General features: G+C 66.7%; 20 protein-coding genes and 3 tRNA genes. 11 read left to right on the top strand and 12 right to left on the bottom strand.

The window, feature by feature from the left end:
* Positions 1-14 precede the first annotated feature (14 nt).
* A complete protein-coding gene (locus ACQ3HB_RS03680) occupies positions 15-836 on the top strand; it encodes a mechanosensitive ion channel family protein (RefSeq protein WP_430917847.1) in 822 nt (273 codons plus the stop codon).
* A 122-nt stretch (positions 837-958) separates the two neighbouring features.
* Here the strand turns inward: ACQ3HB_RS03680 and ACQ3HB_RS03675 are convergent, their stop codons facing one another.
* The gene (locus ACQ3HB_RS03675; RefSeq protein ID WP_430917845.1) at positions 959-1,228 is read right to left on the bottom strand and encodes a hypothetical protein; all 270 of its coding nucleotides are present in this window, start codon (positions 1,226-1,228) and stop codon (positions 959-961) included.
* Between the two features lie 171 nt (positions 1,229-1,399).
* On the opposite strand from ACQ3HB_RS03675, the gene ACQ3HB_RS03670 reads away from it, so the two are divergent.
* Positions 1,400-1,888: a histidine kinase gene (locus ACQ3HB_RS03670; protein ID WP_430917843.1), complete on the top strand. Its 489-nt coding sequence runs from the start codon at positions 1,400-1,402 to the stop codon at positions 1,886-1,888.
* An 86-nt stretch (positions 1,889-1,974) separates the two neighbouring features.
* On the top strand, positions 1,975-2,820 hold the full coding sequence (locus tag ACQ3HB_RS03665) for a DUF4097 family beta strand repeat-containing protein (protein WP_430917841.1): 846 nt from the start codon (positions 1,975-1,977) through the stop codon (positions 2,818-2,820).
* On the opposite strand, the gene ACQ3HB_RS03660 is transcribed toward ACQ3HB_RS03665, so the two are convergent.
* The gene (locus ACQ3HB_RS03660) at positions 2,798-2,941 is read right to left on the bottom strand and encodes a hypothetical protein (RefSeq protein ID WP_430917839.1); all 144 of its coding nucleotides are present in this window, start codon (positions 2,939-2,941) and stop codon (positions 2,798-2,800) included. The two genes, ACQ3HB_RS03665 and ACQ3HB_RS03660, sit on opposite strands and share 23 nt — an antisense overlap.
* A 27-nt stretch (positions 2,942-2,968) precedes the next feature.
* Here ACQ3HB_RS03660 and ACQ3HB_RS03655 point away from each other — a divergent pair, with 27 nt between their 5' ends.
* Positions 2,969-3,943, top strand: coding sequence for an ATP-binding cassette domain-containing protein (locus ACQ3HB_RS03655; RefSeq protein ID WP_430917838.1), 975 nt, complete (start codon positions 2,969-2,971; stop codon positions 3,941-3,943).
* Positions 3,940-4,776, top strand: a complete 837-nt coding sequence (locus ACQ3HB_RS03650; RefSeq protein WP_430917836.1) for an ABC transporter permease — start codon at positions 3,940-3,942, stop codon at positions 4,774-4,776. The genes ACQ3HB_RS03655 and ACQ3HB_RS03650 overlap by 4 nt, the downstream gene beginning before the upstream one ends.
* Positions 4,777-4,859: 83 nt before the next feature.
* On the opposite strand, the gene ACQ3HB_RS03645 is transcribed toward ACQ3HB_RS03650, so the two are convergent.
* Both ACQ3HB_RS03645 and ACQ3HB_RS03640 read right to left on the bottom strand, forming a co-directional pair.
* Positions 4,860-5,201 carry a cupin domain-containing protein gene (locus ACQ3HB_RS03645; RefSeq protein WP_430917835.1) on the bottom strand — a complete coding sequence of 114 codons (342 nt, stop codon included), beginning with the start codon at positions 5,199-5,201 and terminating at the stop codon, positions 4,860-4,862.
* A 98-nt stretch (positions 5,202-5,299) separates the two neighbouring features.
* Positions 5,300-5,596, bottom strand: a complete 297-nt coding sequence (locus tag ACQ3HB_RS03640) for a hypothetical protein (protein WP_430917833.1) — start codon at positions 5,594-5,596, stop codon at positions 5,300-5,302.
* Positions 5,597-5,762: 166 nt separating this feature from the next.
* On the opposite strand from ACQ3HB_RS03640, the gene ACQ3HB_RS03635 reads away from it, so the two are divergent.
* Entirely contained in the window at positions 5,763-6,170 is a 408-nt protein-coding gene (locus tag ACQ3HB_RS03635) for an MmpS family transport accessory protein (protein WP_430917832.1), read from the top strand.
* A 209-nt stretch (positions 6,171-6,379) separates the two neighbouring features.
* On the opposite strand, the gene ACQ3HB_RS03630 is transcribed toward ACQ3HB_RS03635, so the two are convergent.
* The 7 genes from ACQ3HB_RS03630 to ACQ3HB_RS03600 all read right to left on the bottom strand — a co-directional run bounded on the left by ACQ3HB_RS03630 (position 6,380) and on the right by ACQ3HB_RS03600 (position 9,647).
* Positions 6,380-6,643, bottom strand: a complete 264-nt coding sequence (locus ACQ3HB_RS03630; protein ID WP_430917830.1) for a hypothetical protein — start codon at positions 6,641-6,643, stop codon at positions 6,380-6,382.
* A 125-nt stretch (positions 6,644-6,768) separates the two neighbouring features.
* Entirely contained in the window at positions 6,769-7,674 is a 906-nt protein-coding gene (locus tag ACQ3HB_RS03625) for a nucleotidyl transferase AbiEii/AbiGii toxin family protein (RefSeq protein WP_430917829.1), read from the bottom strand.
* Positions 7,671-8,330 carry a type IV toxin-antitoxin system AbiEi family antitoxin domain-containing protein gene (locus ACQ3HB_RS03620; RefSeq protein ID WP_430917826.1) on the bottom strand — a complete coding sequence of 220 codons (660 nt, stop codon included), beginning with the start codon at positions 8,328-8,330 and terminating at the stop codon, positions 7,671-7,673. Before ACQ3HB_RS03620 ends, ACQ3HB_RS03625 begins: the two co-directional genes overlap by 4 nt.
* A gap of 154 nt (positions 8,331-8,484) precedes the next feature.
* Entirely contained in the window at positions 8,485-9,144 is a 660-nt protein-coding gene (locus tag ACQ3HB_RS03615) for a hypothetical protein (RefSeq protein WP_430917825.1), read from the bottom strand.
* Between the two features lie 173 nt (positions 9,145-9,317).
* Positions 9,318-9,390 (bottom strand) — tRNA-Phe (locus ACQ3HB_RS03610).
* A gap of 77 nt (positions 9,391-9,467) precedes the next feature.
* Positions 9,468-9,541 (bottom strand) — tRNA-Asp (locus ACQ3HB_RS03605).
* 33 nt (positions 9,542-9,574) lie between these two features.
* Positions 9,575-9,647: transfer RNA gene (locus ACQ3HB_RS03600), tRNA-Glu, on the bottom strand.
* A gap of 342 nt (positions 9,648-9,989) precedes the next feature.
* Here ACQ3HB_RS03600 and ACQ3HB_RS03595 point away from each other — a divergent pair.
* Positions 9,990-11,297 (top strand): peptidoglycan DD-metalloendopeptidase family protein, encoded by a 1,308-nt coding sequence (locus ACQ3HB_RS03595; protein ID WP_430917823.1) that lies wholly within the window; start codon positions 9,990-9,992, stop codon positions 11,295-11,297.
* Between the two features lie 140 nt (positions 11,298-11,437).
* Here ACQ3HB_RS03595 and ACQ3HB_RS03590 read toward each other — a convergent pair whose 3' ends face one another.
* Positions 11,438-11,929: an inorganic diphosphatase gene (locus ACQ3HB_RS03590; RefSeq protein WP_430917822.1), complete on the bottom strand. Its 492-nt coding sequence runs from the start codon at positions 11,927-11,929 to the stop codon at positions 11,438-11,440.
* A gap of 206 nt (positions 11,930-12,135) precedes the next feature.
* Between ACQ3HB_RS03590 and tilS the strand changes: the two genes are divergently transcribed.
* The 4 genes from tilS to folE all read left to right on the top strand — a co-directional run bounded on the left by tilS (position 12,136) and on the right by folE (position 16,807).
* Complete coding sequence (gene tilS / locus ACQ3HB_RS03585) at positions 12,136-13,215, top strand: tRNA lysidine(34) synthetase TilS (RefSeq protein WP_430917820.1); 1,080 nt, start codon at positions 12,136-12,138, stop codon at positions 13,213-13,215.
* A 118-nt stretch (positions 13,216-13,333) separates the two neighbouring features.
* Positions 13,334-13,885, top strand: coding sequence for a hypoxanthine phosphoribosyltransferase (hpt, locus tag ACQ3HB_RS03580; RefSeq protein ID WP_430917818.1), 552 nt, complete (start codon positions 13,334-13,336; stop codon positions 13,883-13,885).
* Between the two features lie 240 nt (positions 13,886-14,125).
* Positions 14,126-16,138, top strand: a complete 2,013-nt coding sequence (gene ftsH, locus ACQ3HB_RS03575) for an ATP-dependent zinc metalloprotease FtsH (protein WP_430917816.1) — start codon at positions 14,126-14,128, stop codon at positions 16,136-16,138.
* Positions 16,139-16,144: 6 nt separating this feature from the next.
* Entirely contained in the window at positions 16,145-16,807 is a 663-nt protein-coding gene (gene folE / locus ACQ3HB_RS03570) for a GTP cyclohydrolase I FolE (RefSeq protein WP_430917814.1), read from the top strand.
* The last annotated feature ends 18 nt before the right edge of the window (positions 16,808-16,825 follow it).

The raw sequence follows: 16,825 nt of genomic DNA, 5'->3' as shown, positions 1-16,825 counted from the left end.
GAGCGGGTTCCGTGATGCCTGACCTCCCGTCGATCTTCCCCGAGGGCAGCATCACCTGGGCGAACGCGCTCATCTCGGTGCTGATCCTCATCGCGGCGTTCATCGTCGCCCACTTCGCGAAGAAGGGCGTGAACGCGCTCCGGACGCGCCTTCCGGGCCTCCACCCGGAGCTCATCTCCCTGACCGCTCGCATCGTGAAGTACGCGATCATCCTTCTGGCCGTCGGCATCGTCCTCGCGCTTCTCGGCGCCAACATCCAGCCGGTCCTCGCTGCCGTCATCATCGTCGCGGCGGTCGGATTCATGGCGGTGCGTGGCATCGCGACGAACTTCGGGGCCGCGGTCATCATCCAGTCGAGGCGTTCGATCCACGTGGGCCAGTGGATCGAGGTGCTCGATTTCGTGGGGCAGGTGAAGGAGCTCAACTCTCGTGCGGTCGTCGTCACCACGCGCGACGGGCGCACGGTCCATCTGCCGAACGTGTCGGTGCTCGAGAATCCGATGGTGAACCACTCCGAGGGCGGGGCCACACGCAGTTCGCTCGAGGTGCGGGTGCAGGGCGTCGACGACCTCCTGAGCCTCCGGGGCACGATCGCACGCGCCGCAGGGCAGGCGCCGGGCGTCATCACCGGTCACGGCGTGGATGTGCTGGTGCGGTCGGTCTCCCCACGGGCCGCGACGCTCGAGCTCCGGGTGTGGCATGCGCCGCTCGCGGACGTCGGCGTGGTGTCGGAGGTCGTGACGAGTGTGGCCGATGCGCTGCAGGGCGCCTCGGTGCGCGCGACCGTCGCGGCATCGGTCCCTCCGCCTCCGCTCACGCCGCCGCCCGCGCTCTGAGCGCGCGAACCCGCAATCGCCCGAGACGAGGAGAACCGCGCGAGAGAAGGACCGATCGCGCACATCGGTCCTTCTCTCGCGCGGTTCTCCTGCTCCCGTGCAGGTGGGCCGGCCGAGCGCGGCTACTCGTACATACGCGAGACGATCCAGCCGCCTTCATCGCGCAGGACGTCGAACATGCGGGAGTCGCCGCGTTCGTTGCTGGCTTGGAACCGCCAGCCACGGAAGCCGGAGCTGGGGTGCGTCATCATCGGTGGGACGTAGAGGGGTTCGCCGCTGAGGGCCGTCGGGGTGTCGGTGATCCGCCATCGTTCGCCGTGCCAGACCATGCGGACGGGGACGGTGTTGGCGTGCCAGAGGGTGGCGAGATTGTCGGTCGTGGTGGGAGGCATGGGGTGCGCTTCTCTCGAATGAACGTTCGAATCTCAGGAGTCTAAGCCTGCCTCTCGCAAAACGCCAAACGTTCGATTGAATCGATGCCAGATTCGATGTGACACCACAATTCTGAAAAATGACACCATCGACGCTTGACATGACACCACGGTGGTGTCACGCTGGTGCACATGGAACTCGGAAGCTACGTCACAGACCTCCAGCGCCAGCTGGTGGACACCGCAGCGAACGGCGCCGAGGAGACTCGCGCCGTCGCAGAACGGCTCGCCGCAGGCCTCGACGCCGCGACCAGGCTCGTCCTGCTCGATGCGCTGTCGGCCGCCGCCGGTGAGATCACCCGCGACCTCGCTCCAGGCGCCGTCGACGTCCGTCTCCGCGGACGCGAGGTCGAGTTCGTCGTCACCGCACCGAACGTCGAACTCGACACCGATGAGCGTTCCGCCACGACCGTCGACCTCGACGACGTGAGCACGTCCCGCACCACGCTCCGCCTCCCCGATGCGCTCAAGGCACGGGTGGACGAAGCCGCCGCGGCAGACGGCCTGTCCGTCAACACCTGGCTCGTCCGTGCGGTCGCGGACGCGCTCCAGCCCAAACAACGACGATCTGTGCAGCGCGCGCTGCGCACCGGTGACAACTTCGCCGGCTGGGCCCGATAAGCCCCGACGCACCGCATCACTGAACCCCGCGAACCCGCGGGGCCGATCACCCATGCCCAGAGCATCACAGAAAGGGAGGCGTCAGCATGCCTGCATTCAGCACCCCCAACCCCATCGACCTCGCCATCAACTTGCCGGCAGGAGCGATCGACGTCATCGCCGGAGATCGCACCGAGACGGTCGTGACCGTGTCGCCGACGAACCCGTCGAAGGCCGTCGACCGCCGAGGCGCCGAGGAGACGAGCGTCGACTTCGACGGCCAGCGGCTCACCATCACGGGGCCTCGCCCCCGCGTGAGCTGGTTCGGACCGTCCGAGTCGATCGACGTGACGGTCGAGCTCCCGGCCGGTTCCCGACTCACCGCCGAGATCGCAGCGGGCAACATTCGGGCCCTCGGGCGACTCGGTGCCACCCGAATCAAGAGCTCCACGGGCACGGTCGATGTCGAGGGCACAGGCGACCTGTGGCTGCGGGCTTCGAACGGCAATGCGACCGTCGGCACCGCGGACGGCGGCGCGGACATCACGGCCGGCCAGGGCCAGATCCGCATCGGCGCCGTCACGGGAGACGCGATCTTGAAAGCCTCGCACGGCAACATCCAGATCGGCGAGATGGGAGGAGCGCTCGAAGCGAAGCTCTCCTACGGCGATCTCGAGATCACGAAGGCGCTCTCCTCGGTCACGGCCAAGACGGCATACGGCAGCATCCAGCTGCGCGAGGTCTCTGGCGGGTCCGTGCAGGTCGAGAGCGGATTCGGGCAGCTGACGATCGGTGTCCGCGAGGGCGTGCCGGCCTGGCTCGACCTGTCCTCGAAGAACGGCCATGTCCGCAATCAGCTCGACGGCGACAGCGCGCCCGCACCGTCGGAACAGACCGTCGCGGTGCACGCCCGCACCCAGTTCGGCGACATCACCGTCGCTCGCGCCCGGTGACTCCGAGCGCCAGAACGGTCAGCACCGACATCGCTCGCATCACCAGCACAGACAGCTTCAGCACCACAGACAGCTTCAGCATCACAGACAGCTTCAGCATCACAGACAGCTTCAGCACCACAGACAGATTCAGAAGGGAACGAGATCCATGAACACGCAAGCGATCGACGTCCGGGGACTCCGGAAGTCCTACGGCGACAAGGTCGTCCTCGACGGTGTCGACCTCACGGTCCCCGCCGGCACCGTCACCGCCCTGCTCGGCCCGAACGGCGCCGGCAAGACGACGACGGTCCACATCCTCAGCACCCTCGTCCGGCCGGACGGGGGGACGGCGTCCGTCAACGGTCACGACGTCGTCCGCGATCAGGACGGCGTGCGCGCCCAGATCGGGCTCACCGGCCAGTTCTCCGCGGTCGACGGCCTCCTGAGCGGAGAGGAGAACCTCCTCCTGATGGGACGCCTCCGCCACCTCGGTACGAAGCGTTCGAAGCGGCGTACGGCCGAACTCCTCGAACAGTTCGATCTCGTCGAGGCGGCCCGGAAACCGCTCGCCACCTACTCCGGCGGCATGAAACGCCGACTTGACCTGGCGATGACCCTCGTCTCGACGCCGAGCGTCATCTTCCTCGACGAGCCGACGACGGGACTCGATCCGCGCAGCCGGCACACGATGTGGGAGATCGTGCGCGGCCTCGTCGCGGATGGCACGACCGTGCTCCTCACGACGCAGTATCTGGAGGAGGCGGACGAGCTCGCGGATCGAATCGCGGTGCTCGACGGCGGCCGCATCGTCGCCGACGGAACACCGGACGAGCTCAAGCGGCTCGTGCCCGGCGGTCACATCCGGCTCCGGTTCGCCGATGCGACGACGCTCGAGAGCGCATCGCGGCTCCTCGACGATTCGGCTCGGGACGACGCCGGGCTCGCGCTCACCGTGCCGAGTGACGGCGGTGTCGGCTCGCTCCGGACCGTCCTCGACCGCCTCGGCGCGGCCGACCTCGAGGTCGACGACCTCAGCATCCACACGCCCGACCTCGACGACGTCTTCTTCGCCCTCACCGGCAAGCAGGGTGCATCGGGCAGGGACGACAGCAGCATCGATTCGAAGGGAACGGCATCATGACCACCACGCTCGTCCACCAGGCGCCGACGGTCGTCGCAGACCGCCACTCGCACGTCGTCGCGGATGCGATCACGATGCTGCGCCGCAACCTGCTCCACATGATCCGCTACCCGGGGCTGTCCGTCTTCACGATCCTCGGGCCGGTCGTCATCCTGCTGTTGTTCGTGTTCGTCTTCGGCGGCACACTCGGTGCGGGGCTTCCCGGGGTCGATCCGGCGGGCGGCCTGCAGGCGTACGTCGCGTACGTCATGCCCGGCATCCTCGCGATCACGATCGCCGGGACCGCTGGCGGCACGGCGACGACCGTCTCGATGGACATGACGGAGGGCATCACCGCCCGCTTCCGCACCATGGCGATCTCGCGCGCATCGGTCCTCGCCGGACACGTGCTCGGCAACACGATCCAGGGGTTGATCGCCGTCGCCCTCGTGCTCGGCGTCGGTGTCCTGATCGGCTTCCGTCCGACGGCTGGACCGATGGAGTGGCTCGGCGTCATCGGCATCGTCACGTTCATCGCGTTCGCGATCAGCTGGCTCGGGGTCGCGATGGGCATGCAGGCGAAGTCGGTCGAGACCGCCAGCAACCTGCCGCTCATCCTCACCTTCCTCCCGTTCCTCGGCAGCGGGTTCGTTCCGACGGATTCGATGCCGGCCGGCCTGCAATGGTTCGCCGAGGTCCAGCCGTTCACGCCGTTCATCGAGACGATCCGCGGGCTGCTCGTCGGTACCCCGCTCGGCTGGAATGCGGTGTTCGCCCTCGTGTGGTGCGTCGTGATCTCGGTCGCCGGCTACGTCTGGTCGATGGTGATCTACGAGCGGAAGTCGGTGCGCTGAGCCGCTGTTTCGTCATCGGCATCGGATACCGGCAACGGGCGGTCGCGAACCTTCGCGGCCGCCCGTTCCTCGTGTTCTGCGGCTCAGCGCTGCGGGCCGAGCGCTCCCGTCGGCTCGCCCGCTGCATCGCCCTTCAGCTCGACGAAGATCGTGTGCGTGGGGGTGTCGCCGATGTTCTCGCCGCTGTGGCGTTGGGCCGGAAGCCAGACGGCCTGCCCGGCCGGCAGTTCGACCTCGAACTCGCGCCCATAGGAGCGCAGCGTGCGTGTGAACCCGGACAGGGTGACCATGACGCTGTTCGGATGGTCGTGCGGTGTCGATCTCGCGCCAGGATCGTCCAGGTACTCGAGGACGCGCACGAACTCGTTCTCCCACAGCAGCCGGTACAGCTGCGGGTTGGTGAGCGTCGGGTCGTCGGTGACCATGTGCCGACCGTACGCTCCTCGGCCGAACGCCTCAAGGGGATGTTGGGTGAGCTCGCGACGTGAGACGGCTCAGGCGGGGAGGTTCAGCGGAGCGGTGCTCAGCTGGCGATGGTCCGCCAGAGCTGCACCCAGCCCTCGGGGATCGCAGCGATCGCCGCAGCGGAGGCCGACGCGTAGTCGGGGCCTTCGCCCTCTACCGTGCGGGTCTCGGTGGGACGGTAGACGCCCGTGCCGACCAGGTTGCCGTCGACCCGGCCGCCCGCGACGAGGATCTGTGTGAGCTCGTGCCCCTCGGGGACCTGGCTGAGGATGTCCGCGCGCAGCTCGTCGACGCCTTCGCCCTTGCCCATGGCTTCGAGGGTGACGTCGGGACGGATGACTGCCGTGATGCGCATGCCACCAGCCTACGAGCAACCGCCGACCGTCCGGCTCACCGGCATCGCCGCACGAACCGAAGAAATCCAACAATTGTTGCCCATCGGTTATCAACTCGGACGATCCACTCAGTACGATGGTGGTTTTGCACACCGCACATCTGCACACCTGCACAAGGGGACATTCATGAAGAAGTACATCTGCGCCGCTGCCGTCATCGCGACCCTGGCACTGGCTGGATGCTCGTCGACCGCCAAGGACGCGACGCCGGCCGTCGAAGAGGAGCAGGTCGCGAACACCGTGACCTACGAGGTCACGAGCGACGGTCCGACGGCCAGCTCAGTCACCTACATGACGCTCAACAATGGCGGCACCGGCCAGGAGCAGGCGACGGATGCCGCTCTGCCGTTCACGAAGGAGCTGACGCTCGAGGACGGCGGAGCATTCTCGACGAACGTGTTCTCGCTCGTCGCGCAGGCGGCTGAGGGCGCCACGACGATCTCGTGCAAGATCACCGCGAAGGGCGAGGTCATCGCCGAGCAGACGTCGACCGGCGAGTACGCGGTCGTCAGCTGCTCCGGGTCGAGCAAGTAGTCGTTTCCCTCGAATGCCCCGGTCGGTCCCGTGTGGACCGGCCGGGGCATTTTCGTCGCGCGAGCTGAGGGCATTCGTGCGGACCGAGGGGATCCGCACGAACCGAGGAGAACTGCCCGAGCGGAGGAATCGTTGCGGTATTCGTCCTCGTGTCGGGCTGTTCTCCTGCTCTCGTGCGCTGTTCGATGCCCAGGAGCGCTCCCTCGGGGTCAGCGTGGCGACTGCTTCCCGGCATCGGCACCGTGCACGCTTTCGAACGCACGGAGTGCCCGCCGTGCGAGAGTGACCATCACGGCTCCCCAGATCACCCAGACGATTGCGATCGCCAGCTGCCAGTATGCGGTCGGGATACTGGGTTCCGCGATCACGAGCAGCACGCTGAGCACGAGGTACGCGACGCCGATGCCGAACCAGATCCATCCGAAGACGCGGCGACGATCGAGGGCGATGCGCTGCATGATCAGGGAGTCCACGACGCGAACCTAGCTCGACCGGGGCGTGATCCGACAGGGGTTGCAGTCGACGGCGATTGGCCGATGAAGCGAATCGTGTGCGGTGCTGTTGAGAAGTGGCCGTGATGACGCGAAGAGAACGGTGGTCAGCTCCAAGCGAGAAACTCCGGCGACCAGGTCAGGCCCGATGCTTCGCCACGAAGCGCAGGATCGATGAACGACCGCATGAGTTCGGCGGCTCTGTGGACGGTGGGGTAGTCGGAGCAGTACAGGACGTCCTTCGCCTCCTTCGCATAGGCACGGCCCCAGATGGGTGGGATGATGAGCTCTGCGATGCTCGGAAGAGAGCGCACTCGTGCCTCAGCGATCACCGCACGTTGCAGGGCATCGGCGCTTATCGTCTGCGTCGTCGCGAGCACGACGAGGTCGACGAGGTCCTTTTCTCGGCTCGAAGGCTTGCCGCGGTAGTCCGCCATCGTTGCGCACACCTTGTCGGCGATTTGGTCGACGACTGGGTAGAGGCGATAGTCGACGCTCGGAAGTCGCGGAAGGTTCAAGCGATTCGCTGGTGCCGAGACGGTGACCTCATCAGTGACGAGGACCCCGACGACCAGGTCGACGTGGAGCGGTTCCTTGCGGTCCGCGCCGATGTAGACGTCGAAATCGACGCTGTACCTCTCTGCGTAGTTCTGCTGGTCGCCGCCGACGGCCGTGTGATGCCGCGTGTAGATGAAGCGGAAATGGTCGCCGAGGTCGATACTTGTCAGTCTGATCAGCTCTGCGAGCGCGCCGTCGAGGGTGTTGTTCGTTCTGAAGAGGTCGATGTCGGTGGTGCGTCTCGCCGAGGCGACGCGAGCCAGAACACCGGTGCCACCCTTGAGTAGCCAGTCCGAATTCTTCTGCTCGGAGAACACTCTGCTGAGGAAGCGTCGGAAGTACTCCTGGCGGATTCGGTCCTGCGTGGATGTCGTCTTGTCGAGAGCGAACGCGTGACGGGCGGCGTCGCGGATTGCGGATTCGACGCCGGCAGCACTTGTGTAGGGCTCGGTCATCGTGCGCGATTCATCCCGGCGAGCGCGAAGAGTCGATCGAGCAGTGCAGCGCCGTCGCCCTTGCGGTGGCCGTTGCGTGCGGCCAGGGGGCCGAGATCGCTTTCCAATTGGCTCAGGTCGAGTTCGAACTTCCGGGTCGCGTCTCGGAGCGCGTTCGCGACGATGGACAGGTCGGTTCGATCCTCGATGAGATCTGTGATCGTGCGCTCCGGAGTCGTCACCGGTATCCCGTCGTGGATCGTGACGTCCTTCTCGGAAAGCTCGCGCTGACGGTAGTGGACGTCCGGCCGCTGTGTCTGCCGACGGGTCGGCGTCGTGAGTTCGGTCCGGTTCGAGCGGAGGTCGCCGATGTCGTGGAGCCACGCGGCTGTCTGGCCACTGACGACGATTCCTCGATGCCTGTCATTCAGACGCTCGCTCGCCAGGCGTGAGGGCTCGCTGCTCAGCCATGCCGCGCGCACATCGAGATGCGATCCGGACGGAGCAGCGGAGTGTTTGTAGACTCCTTGAGCGATCCGTTCGAGATCACCGGCATCAGTGAGCCGCGACAGGTCGAGTCTCGTCACGCCGCGTGCCACAGCCTGCGCTGAGGTGACCATCCCCCATTGCGACGCCGAGATCTGGGCCAGTTCGCGAAGCGCCTGTCGCCCATTCATACTTGGATTATGTCACTCATATTGATACAAATCAAGATCACAGTTTGCGTCGGCGACAAGCGCCAGAGGCTATATGGTCTCTGGGCTCATCGGAAGCGGTTCACGCCGACATGCTGTCAGCGGGCGCTCTCTGCGTGCCGGGAGACGTAAAGACTCACTCCCAGACTGTGATGACGACATCGACGGATGTCTGGTCGAAGCGCGGTACTTGGATCGTCGCGAATCGATCCGAACCCAAACGAAGACAGGTTGACGGTTCGGCGAGTCGATGGGGCTCCACTGTGGACGACTCTGCGTAGCCGGTCGCGGCGGCGCATGTTTCGTACTGCGCGACCCCGCTGGAAAGAGCAAGCGCCGAGATGCCATATCCGAGCACGATCGCCGTCCCGTTGTATGACAGGGTGTCCGACCAGGCACCGCTCTGTCCTGCGTCGAAATTGGGCATCGTGGAGTTGAGGTCCACCTTGTCGCCCCGCTTGGCGAGCGTCACGGTTGCGGCGGCGCGTACAGAGTGTGCGTCCTCAGGGGCGACGGTGTACGGCAGCGACGCGTGCAAGGAGCTGTTCTCGGCTCGAAGGGACTCGATGGTCTCCTGGCGGGCATCCAGACGAGCTTCAGCGGTCTCGAGCTCGGCGGACAGCGAGTCGATGGTCCCGTCGCGTTGTGCGATCGTATTGCCGAGGTCGGAGACCTTGATGACAGCGGGGACCACGGTGAGCACTATCCCCAAGATTGCACCGCTGATGCTGATCATGGCGGTTTTCAGGTTCAGCCGGCTCGTCAGTCGAGCGACGCGATTCTCAGATGCGTTCATCTGAACATTCTCAGATGGAATGCCGAAGTCCTGATCCAGCATCTGTCGGCGAAAGTGTGCCGCGACGCTTGGTCACGCCGTCATTCGCGCGTCGAATCCCCTCGACGCGCGTAGGCGGGTCGAGGCTGAAATGAAGAAACCCCCACCATGTAGAAGCTAGGCGGGGGTTTCAGTGGCTCCGACGGGCGTCGATCCCGTGACCTCACGATTTTCAGTCGTGCGCTCTACCAACTGAGCTACAGAGCCGAGAGCAGACGTTCTCGAGGAACTTCATGTCTCAAAAAGCAGAAGCCCTCCCTTTCGAGAGGGCTTCCCACCTTTTGCGACCCTGACGGGACTTGAACCCGCGACCTCCGCCGTGACAGGGCGGCACGCTAACCAACTGCGCTACAGGGCCTCGATATTTATTTTTCCATACTAGTAGTTGGAGTGACCCCAACGGGATTCGAACCCGTGCTGCCGCCGTGAAAGGGCGGTGTCCTAGGCCGCTAAACGATGGGGCCGTGAAGCCGATTGAACTTCAACTACCGAGGGATAAGCATACGGGTACGTTTCGCAGAATCCCAAATCGAGTCGACGGAACGGCGAAAACCGGGCGTGTCGCGGCCGTCCGCACTCGGCAGGGCGGTGTCCCATGCGGCATGAAATCCTCGTCGAATCCGGCGACTCCGGCGGAATCAGCTGCCGGAACGCGCGGATCGGAGTTAGATTCGGGCAGGACCACAGCGACCGGATCCCACGACTCGGCGCGCGCAACCCTGGCCGTGACCCCCATTCGGGGTTACGGTGACGGGAGTTGTTGCTGTGATCGATGTGACTGATGTGACTGGATGGGCCGAAACCTCATGACGAACAGACTCCCGGGCGCCCCGCGCCGAGGACGAACGACCGAACGAGGCGGCCCGGCGCGGGCGAGCACGAATCGCCGTTGGCGGTCCCGTCTCGCGGGACTCGCCGTCATCGCCATCACCGTCGTCGGTTCCGTGAGCATCGCCGCTCCCGCGTCCGCCGCCGACTACCCCAGCTGGGACGACGTCCAGGCCGCCAAGGGCAATGAAGCCGCGAAGGCCGCCGAGGTCACGAGGATCACCGACTTCATCAAGACGCTGCAGGTCGAACTGCAGCAGGCGCAGGACGAGGCGAAGAAGCGCGGCGAGGAGTTCCAGGCCGCGGAGGAGGCGTTCTTCGAAGCCGATGAGCGCGCCAACCAGATCCAGACGCAGGCCGATGCCAAGCAGACCGAGGCAGACACGGCCACGAAGCAGGCCGGTCGCGTCGCATCGCAGCTGTACCGCTCCGGCGGCGCCGACCTCAGCCTGAGCCTCTTCCTCGACGAGAAGACCTCCGGCGCATCCGATCTCCTGTCCAAGCTCGGCAACATGAGCAAGGTCGCCGACCACAGCAACGGCGTGTATGAGGAAGCGCTCGCCGCGAGCAACACGGCGAAAGCCCTCGGCGAGCAGGCCAGCCTCGCCCGCGACGAACGCGAGACGCTCCGCCAGGCCGCGCAGGCCGCGATGGTGGCCTCGCAGGCCGCAGCGACGGCCGCAGCGGACAAGCTCAAGCAGAACCAGGACCTCATCGTCACGCTGCAGGCGCAGCTGAAGGCGCTCCAGGACACGACCTCTGCGACTGTCGCCCAGTACGAGGCTGGTGAAGCCGCCCGCAAGGCTGCGGAAGCCGCAGCAGCGGCCGCTCGCGGACAGGCCGCCGACGGTGGCCAGCTGAGCAGCCAGGGCTGGGCGGTTCCCGCATCCGGCAACATCACCGGGTACTTCGGCAACCGCGACCCGATCAGCACTGGCGGCGGAACATCGAGCTCCTCTCACCGCGGAACGGACATCGGCGCGAGCTGCGGCAGCAACATCTACGCGGCGACCGGCGGAACGGTCACCTACGCGGGTTGGTACGGCACGTACGGCAACTTCATCCTCATCGACCACGGCGACGGCGTCAGCACGGGCTACGCCCACATCGTCAACGGCGGCTACGAGGTCCAGGAGGGCTACCAGGTCAGCGCCGGTCAGGTCATCGCTCACGTCGGCACGACGGGCGCATCCACCGGCTGCCACCTCCACTTCGAGGTGCGCATCAACGGCACGGCGATCGACGCCCAGCCGTTCATGGCCGACCGCGGAGCAGGGCTCGGCTAGACCGAACGTGCCGGCGGGCATGATGTGCCCGCCTGACGGTTTTCCTCGCGGAGACGCGAACGAGGGCGGTACCCGATCGGGTACCGCCCTCGTGCTGTGCTGAGTGTCGCCTCAGAACCGGTTCACCGGTCCTGGCGGGCTCAGTGGCCTTCGGCCTTGAGCTTCGCGAAGCCTGCCTGGACGATCTTGTCGGCCTCTGCCGCGTCGCCCCAGCCGTCGATGCGAGCCCACTTGTTCGGCTCGGTGTCCTTGTAGTGCACGAAGAAGTGCTCGATCTCGGCGCGCGTGGCCTCCGGGATGTCGTTCAGGTCCTGGATGTGCTGCCAGCGCGGGTCCTTGTACTGGACGGCGATGATCTTGTCGTCTCCGCCGCCGTCATCGGTCATGCGCAGCACACCGACGGGGCGCACCTTGATGCCGACGCCGGGGAAGGTGGGGTGGTCGAGGAGCACCAGGACGTCGACCGGGTCGCCGTCTTCGCCGAGCGTGTTCTCGAAGAAGCCGTAGTCCGCGGGGTACACGAAGCTCGTGAAGAGGACGCGGTCGAGGAAGACGCGACCGGTCTCGTGGTCGATCTCGTACTTGTTGCGGCTGCCCCGCGGGATTTCGATGACGGCGTCGTACTCGGCCATAACTGCCTGCTCCTCGGAGAGAGTTGAATGTCTGGGATGTGGCCGATCTCCGGCCGAGACCCACCATAACCGATGCTTCCGCGCGCCCCCTGGCACCCGCGCGGAACTGCCGAGGTGAGGCTTCCGGTGGTTCCCGGCGCTTCTGGACGACCGGAAGCCTCACCTCGGCTGATGCACGAGCGGATGAAGCGGCTAGCGTTACGAGGGTGAACGACGTCCGACCATCACTCCACCCGTCCGTCGCCGCCGTGCGGAAGGCGGTGCGGGACGCGCTCGCGGCCGGCGGCGCGAGAACTGGGGGAGCGCGAGTGCTCGATGCCCAGAACCAGAACCAGACCGAGAACCAGGACCAGACCGAGATCGCGCTCGGAACGGCGCATGCGGACGTGCTCGTCGCTCTGAGCGGAGGGCCGGACTCGCTCGCGCTCGCCGCCGCCGTCGCGTTCGAAGCGCCGAAGCTCGGCATCGCTGCGGGCGCGGTCATCGTGGACCACGGTCTCCAAGAGGGTTCTGCCGATGTCGCGGCCCGCGCGGCGGAACAGGCGAAGTCCCTGGGGCTGACACCGGTGCACATCATGACGGTCGAGGTCGCAGACGACGGAGGCGGAGGACCGGAGGCGGCAGCGCGGGATGCCAGGTACCTCGCGCTCGACGAGGCCCGCGCCGCCGTCGGCGCTCACACGATCCTCCTCGGGCACACCCTCGACGATCAGGCGGAGAGCGTCCTCCTCGGCCTCGCGCGCGGCTCTGGCGCGGCGAGCCTGCAGGGGATGGCGCCGACCACGGGCGTGCTCGTCCGGCCGATGCTGGGACTCCGCCGCACGACGACGGTCGAGGCGTGCGCGGCGCAGGGCCTCGAGCCGTGGACCGATCCGCAGAACACCGATCCCGCGTTCACCCGCGTCCGCGTGCGCGAGACCGTGCTCCCGACGCTCGAACGTGCACTCGGCCCGGGCATCGCCGAAGCCCTCGCCCGCACGGCCGAAGCGCTCCGCGAGGACGCCTGGGCCTTCGACGAGATGATCGAGGAGATGATCGAGGAGATCGTCGAGCACGCCGAAGCCGGCATCGCCGTGAGCGTCGGCGCGCTCGCCGCCAACCCTGCCGCGCTCCGTCAGCGGATCATCCGCTACGTCGTGCAGAGCGAGTTCGGCGTGTCGCTCACCCGCGTGCAGACGATCGAGGTCGCGCGCCTCGTGACCGACTGGCGCGGACAGGGGCCGATCGACCTGCCCGACTGCACGGCGACGCGGGACGGCGGGCTCATCGTCTTCTCCGCGCGCTGAGCCGGTCTGCAGCCGAGCGGTCAGCGGCCCACCGGTCCTGCCCGATCCGCACGTCCGTGCAGCCGCGTTCACGGCTCCGGCGCAGGGGCGGAGCGCGCCGGTCGCATACACTCGACGCATGGAGCAGAGCGACATCCCGGACGACCTCACGACCATCCTCGTCACCGAACAGGAGATCCGCGACAAGCTCGCAGAGCTCGCCCGGCGCATCGAGGTCGACTATGCAGGGAAGGACCTCCTGCTCGTCGGTGTGCTGAAGGGCGCGGTCATGGTCATGGCCGACCTCGCACGCGAGCTGCGCATCCCGCTGTCGATGGACTGGATGGCGGTCAGCTCGTACGGCGCAGGCACGAAGTCGAGCGGTGTCGTGCAGATCCGCAAGGACCTCGACTCCGACCTCACGGATCGTCACGTGCTCATCGTCGAGGACATCATCGACTCCGGGCTCACGCTCTCCTGGCTGCTCGACAACTTCGCGTCGCGCGGCGCGGCATCGATCGAGGTGTGCGCGCTCCTCCGCAAGCCGGAGGCGGCGAAGGTCCAGATCGACTGCACCTACGTGGGCTTCGACATCCCCAACGACTTCGTGGTCGGCTACGGACTCGACTTCAATGAGAAGTACCGGAACCTGCGCGACGTCGGCGTCCTCGCCCCGCACGTCTACGAGTAACCCCTGTTCATCCACCATTCTCAGGACGAGGTGGGTGTCGGCTGCAGCGTGCGCTCGACACCCACCTCTTCGTGAAAACGGCGGATCTGAGGGCCCGGAATCGGCCGCGGAAACGCTCGTTACGCCCACGGCAAACACGCAGACCGCATCCAGCACCGAGGCGGTAGCCTTGAGTTCTCGTTGCGGCTCCGCCCAACGACCGGTCCTGCAGAAAGGGAACGGGCCAGTCCCGGCCTCATCATGAACGTCAAGCGCCTCTTCAAGGGTCCCATTCCCTACCTGATCATCGCCGCCCTGGTCTTCTGGATCGGCATCAGTCTGATGAGCATGAACGGGTTCCGCGAGGTCTCCACTCAGGAGGGCCTCGCCTTCCTGGACAAAGGACTCGTGAAGGAAGCCGTCATCACCGACGGCGACCAGCGCGTCGACCTCACGCTCACGAAGCCAGACGACAAGTACGGCGAGCAGGTGCAGTTCTACTACGTGAACGCCCGCGCTGCAGACGTCATCGAAGCGGTCGACTCCGCCAACCCGTCCGGCGGCTACAACGACAAGGTCCCGCAGCCCAGCTGGTTCCTGTCCATGCTCGGCCTGCTCCTCCCGCTGCTCCTGATCGGCGTGTTCTTCTGGATCATGCTGTCCGGCATGCAGGGCGGCGGCAACAAGGTCATGCAGTTCGGCAAATCGAAGGCGAAGCTCGTCTCCAAGGAGTCGCCGAAGGTCACCTTCGAGGACGTCGCCGGAGCGGACGAGGCGATCGAGGAGCTCGAGGAGATCAAGGACTTCCTCAAGGAGCCGGCCAAGTTCCAGGCCGTCGGTGCCCGCATCCCGAAGGGCGTGCTGCTCTACGGCCCTCCCGGCACCGGCAAGACCCTCCTGGCCCGCGCCGTCGCGGGTGAAGCAGGCGTGCCGTTCTACGCGATCTCCGGTTCGGACTTCGTGGAGATGTTCGTCGGCGTCGGTGCGAGCCGCGTCCGCGACCTCTTCCAGCAGGCCAAGGAGAACTCCCCGGCCATCATCTTCGTCGACGAGATCGACGCCGTCGGTCGCCACCGCGGCGCCGGCATGGGCGGCGGTCACGACGAGCGCGAGCAGACGCTCAACCAGCTCCTCGTGGAGATGGACGGCTTCGATGTGAAGACGAACGTCATCCTCATCGCCGCGACCAACCGTCCCGACATCCTCGACCCCGCGCTCCTGCGTCCGGGCCGCTTCGACCGCCAGATCGGCGTCGACGCCCCCGACCTCGCCGGCCGGAAGAAGATCCTCGAGGTGCACGGCAAGGGCAAGCCCTTGGCCGCCAGCGTCGACCTCGAGGTCGTCGCCCGCAAGTCGCCCGGGTTCACCGGCGCGGACCTCGCCAACGTCCTCAACGAAGCGGCACTCCTCACCGCCCGCTCCAACGCGCAGCTCATCGACAACCGTGCGCTCGACGAAGCGATCGACCGCGTCATCGCCGGTCCGCAGCGCCGCACGCGGGTCATGCGCGAGCAGGAGAAGCTCATCACGGCGTACCACGAGGGCGGCCACGCTCTCGCTGCTGCTGCGATGAACAACACGGACCCCGTCACGAAGGTCACGATCCTGCCGCGCGGCCGTGCCCTCGGGTACACGATGGTGCTGCCGCTCGAAGACAAGTACTCGGTCACGCGCAACGAACTCCTCGACCAGCTCGCGTACGCCATGGGCGGCCGCGTCGCTGAGGAGCTCGTGTTCCACGACCCCACCACGGGTGCGTCGAACGACATCGAGAAGGCCACGGGCATCGCTCGCAAGATGGTCACCGAGTACGGCATGACCGCCGACGTCGGCGCCGTCAAGCTGGGCCAGTCGTCCGGTGAGATGTTCCTCGGTCGCGACATGGGTCACCAGCGCGACTACTCGGAGCGCATCGCCGAGCGCGTCGACGCCCAGGTCCGCGAGCTCATCGAGGCCGCTCACGATGAGGCGTGGCAGGTCATCACGGCCAACCGCGCCGTCCTCGACCGTCTGGCTGCAGAGCTCATGGAGAAGGAGACCCTGGACCACCTCCAGCTGGCCGAGATCTTCAAAGACGTCAAGAAGCTGCCGCCGCGTCCGGTGTGGCTGTCGAGCGACAAGCGCCCGATCGGTGCAGGTTCCGCCGTCGGTTCGCAGGCGTTCACGGCCCCGATCGATGCAGGTGCTGCCGATGGTGGCATCAGCTCGGAGCCTGAGGCCGAAGTGAAGCCCAAGCGCACCCGCGCCACCAAGCCCCGACCCGCCACCGCGTAACGCGTGATGGCAGGCGTTGATCGGGGGCGGATCGAAGCGGCTGTCCGGGAGATCCTCGAGGCGATCGGGGAGGACCCGGGCCGCGACGGTCTGGAGGCCACTCCGTCGCGGGTGGCCGAGGCGTACTCGGAGTTCTTCTCCGGTGTCGGCGAGGACGCGGCCGTGCATCTGGAACGGACGATCCCCGTCGGCGACCACGGTGACGGGGACGAGCGGACGAGTGAAGCCGTGCTCATGCGCGACATCACCTTCCGCTCGGTGTGCGAGCACCACCTGCTGCCGTTCATCGGCGTCGCCCACATCGCGTATCTGCCGGCGGAGAAGGTCATCGGGCTCGGCGCCCTGCCCCGGGTCGTCGAAACGCTCGCCGCCCGGCCACAGGTGCAGGAACGACTCACCGAGCAGATCGCCGACGCCATCGACGACGGCCTCGCGCCGCGAGGGGTGCTCGTCGTGCTCGACGCCGTCCACGGGTGCGTGACCACGCGCGGTCCTCGTCAGACGGCCAGCTCCACGGTCACCTTCGCGAGCCGTGGCGAGCTCCGCGATCCGGTCGCACGCGCCGAGCTGTTCGCGCTCCTCGGCACGCCTGCAGCAGCCGCGCCGCCCGCCGCCGTCGCGCCGCCCACCGTAGCCTCGTCGGTCGACGACGCCAGCCCCGGTCGGTGACGCGATGACGTGGCAGAC

This window comes from Plantibacter lichenum (genome assembly GCF_050587525.1).
GTDB lineage: Bacteria > Actinomycetota > Actinomycetes > Actinomycetales > Microbacteriaceae > Plantibacter.
Note: the sequence above shows the minus strand (reverse complement) of the source record. Positions and strands in the feature narration are given on the sequence as shown.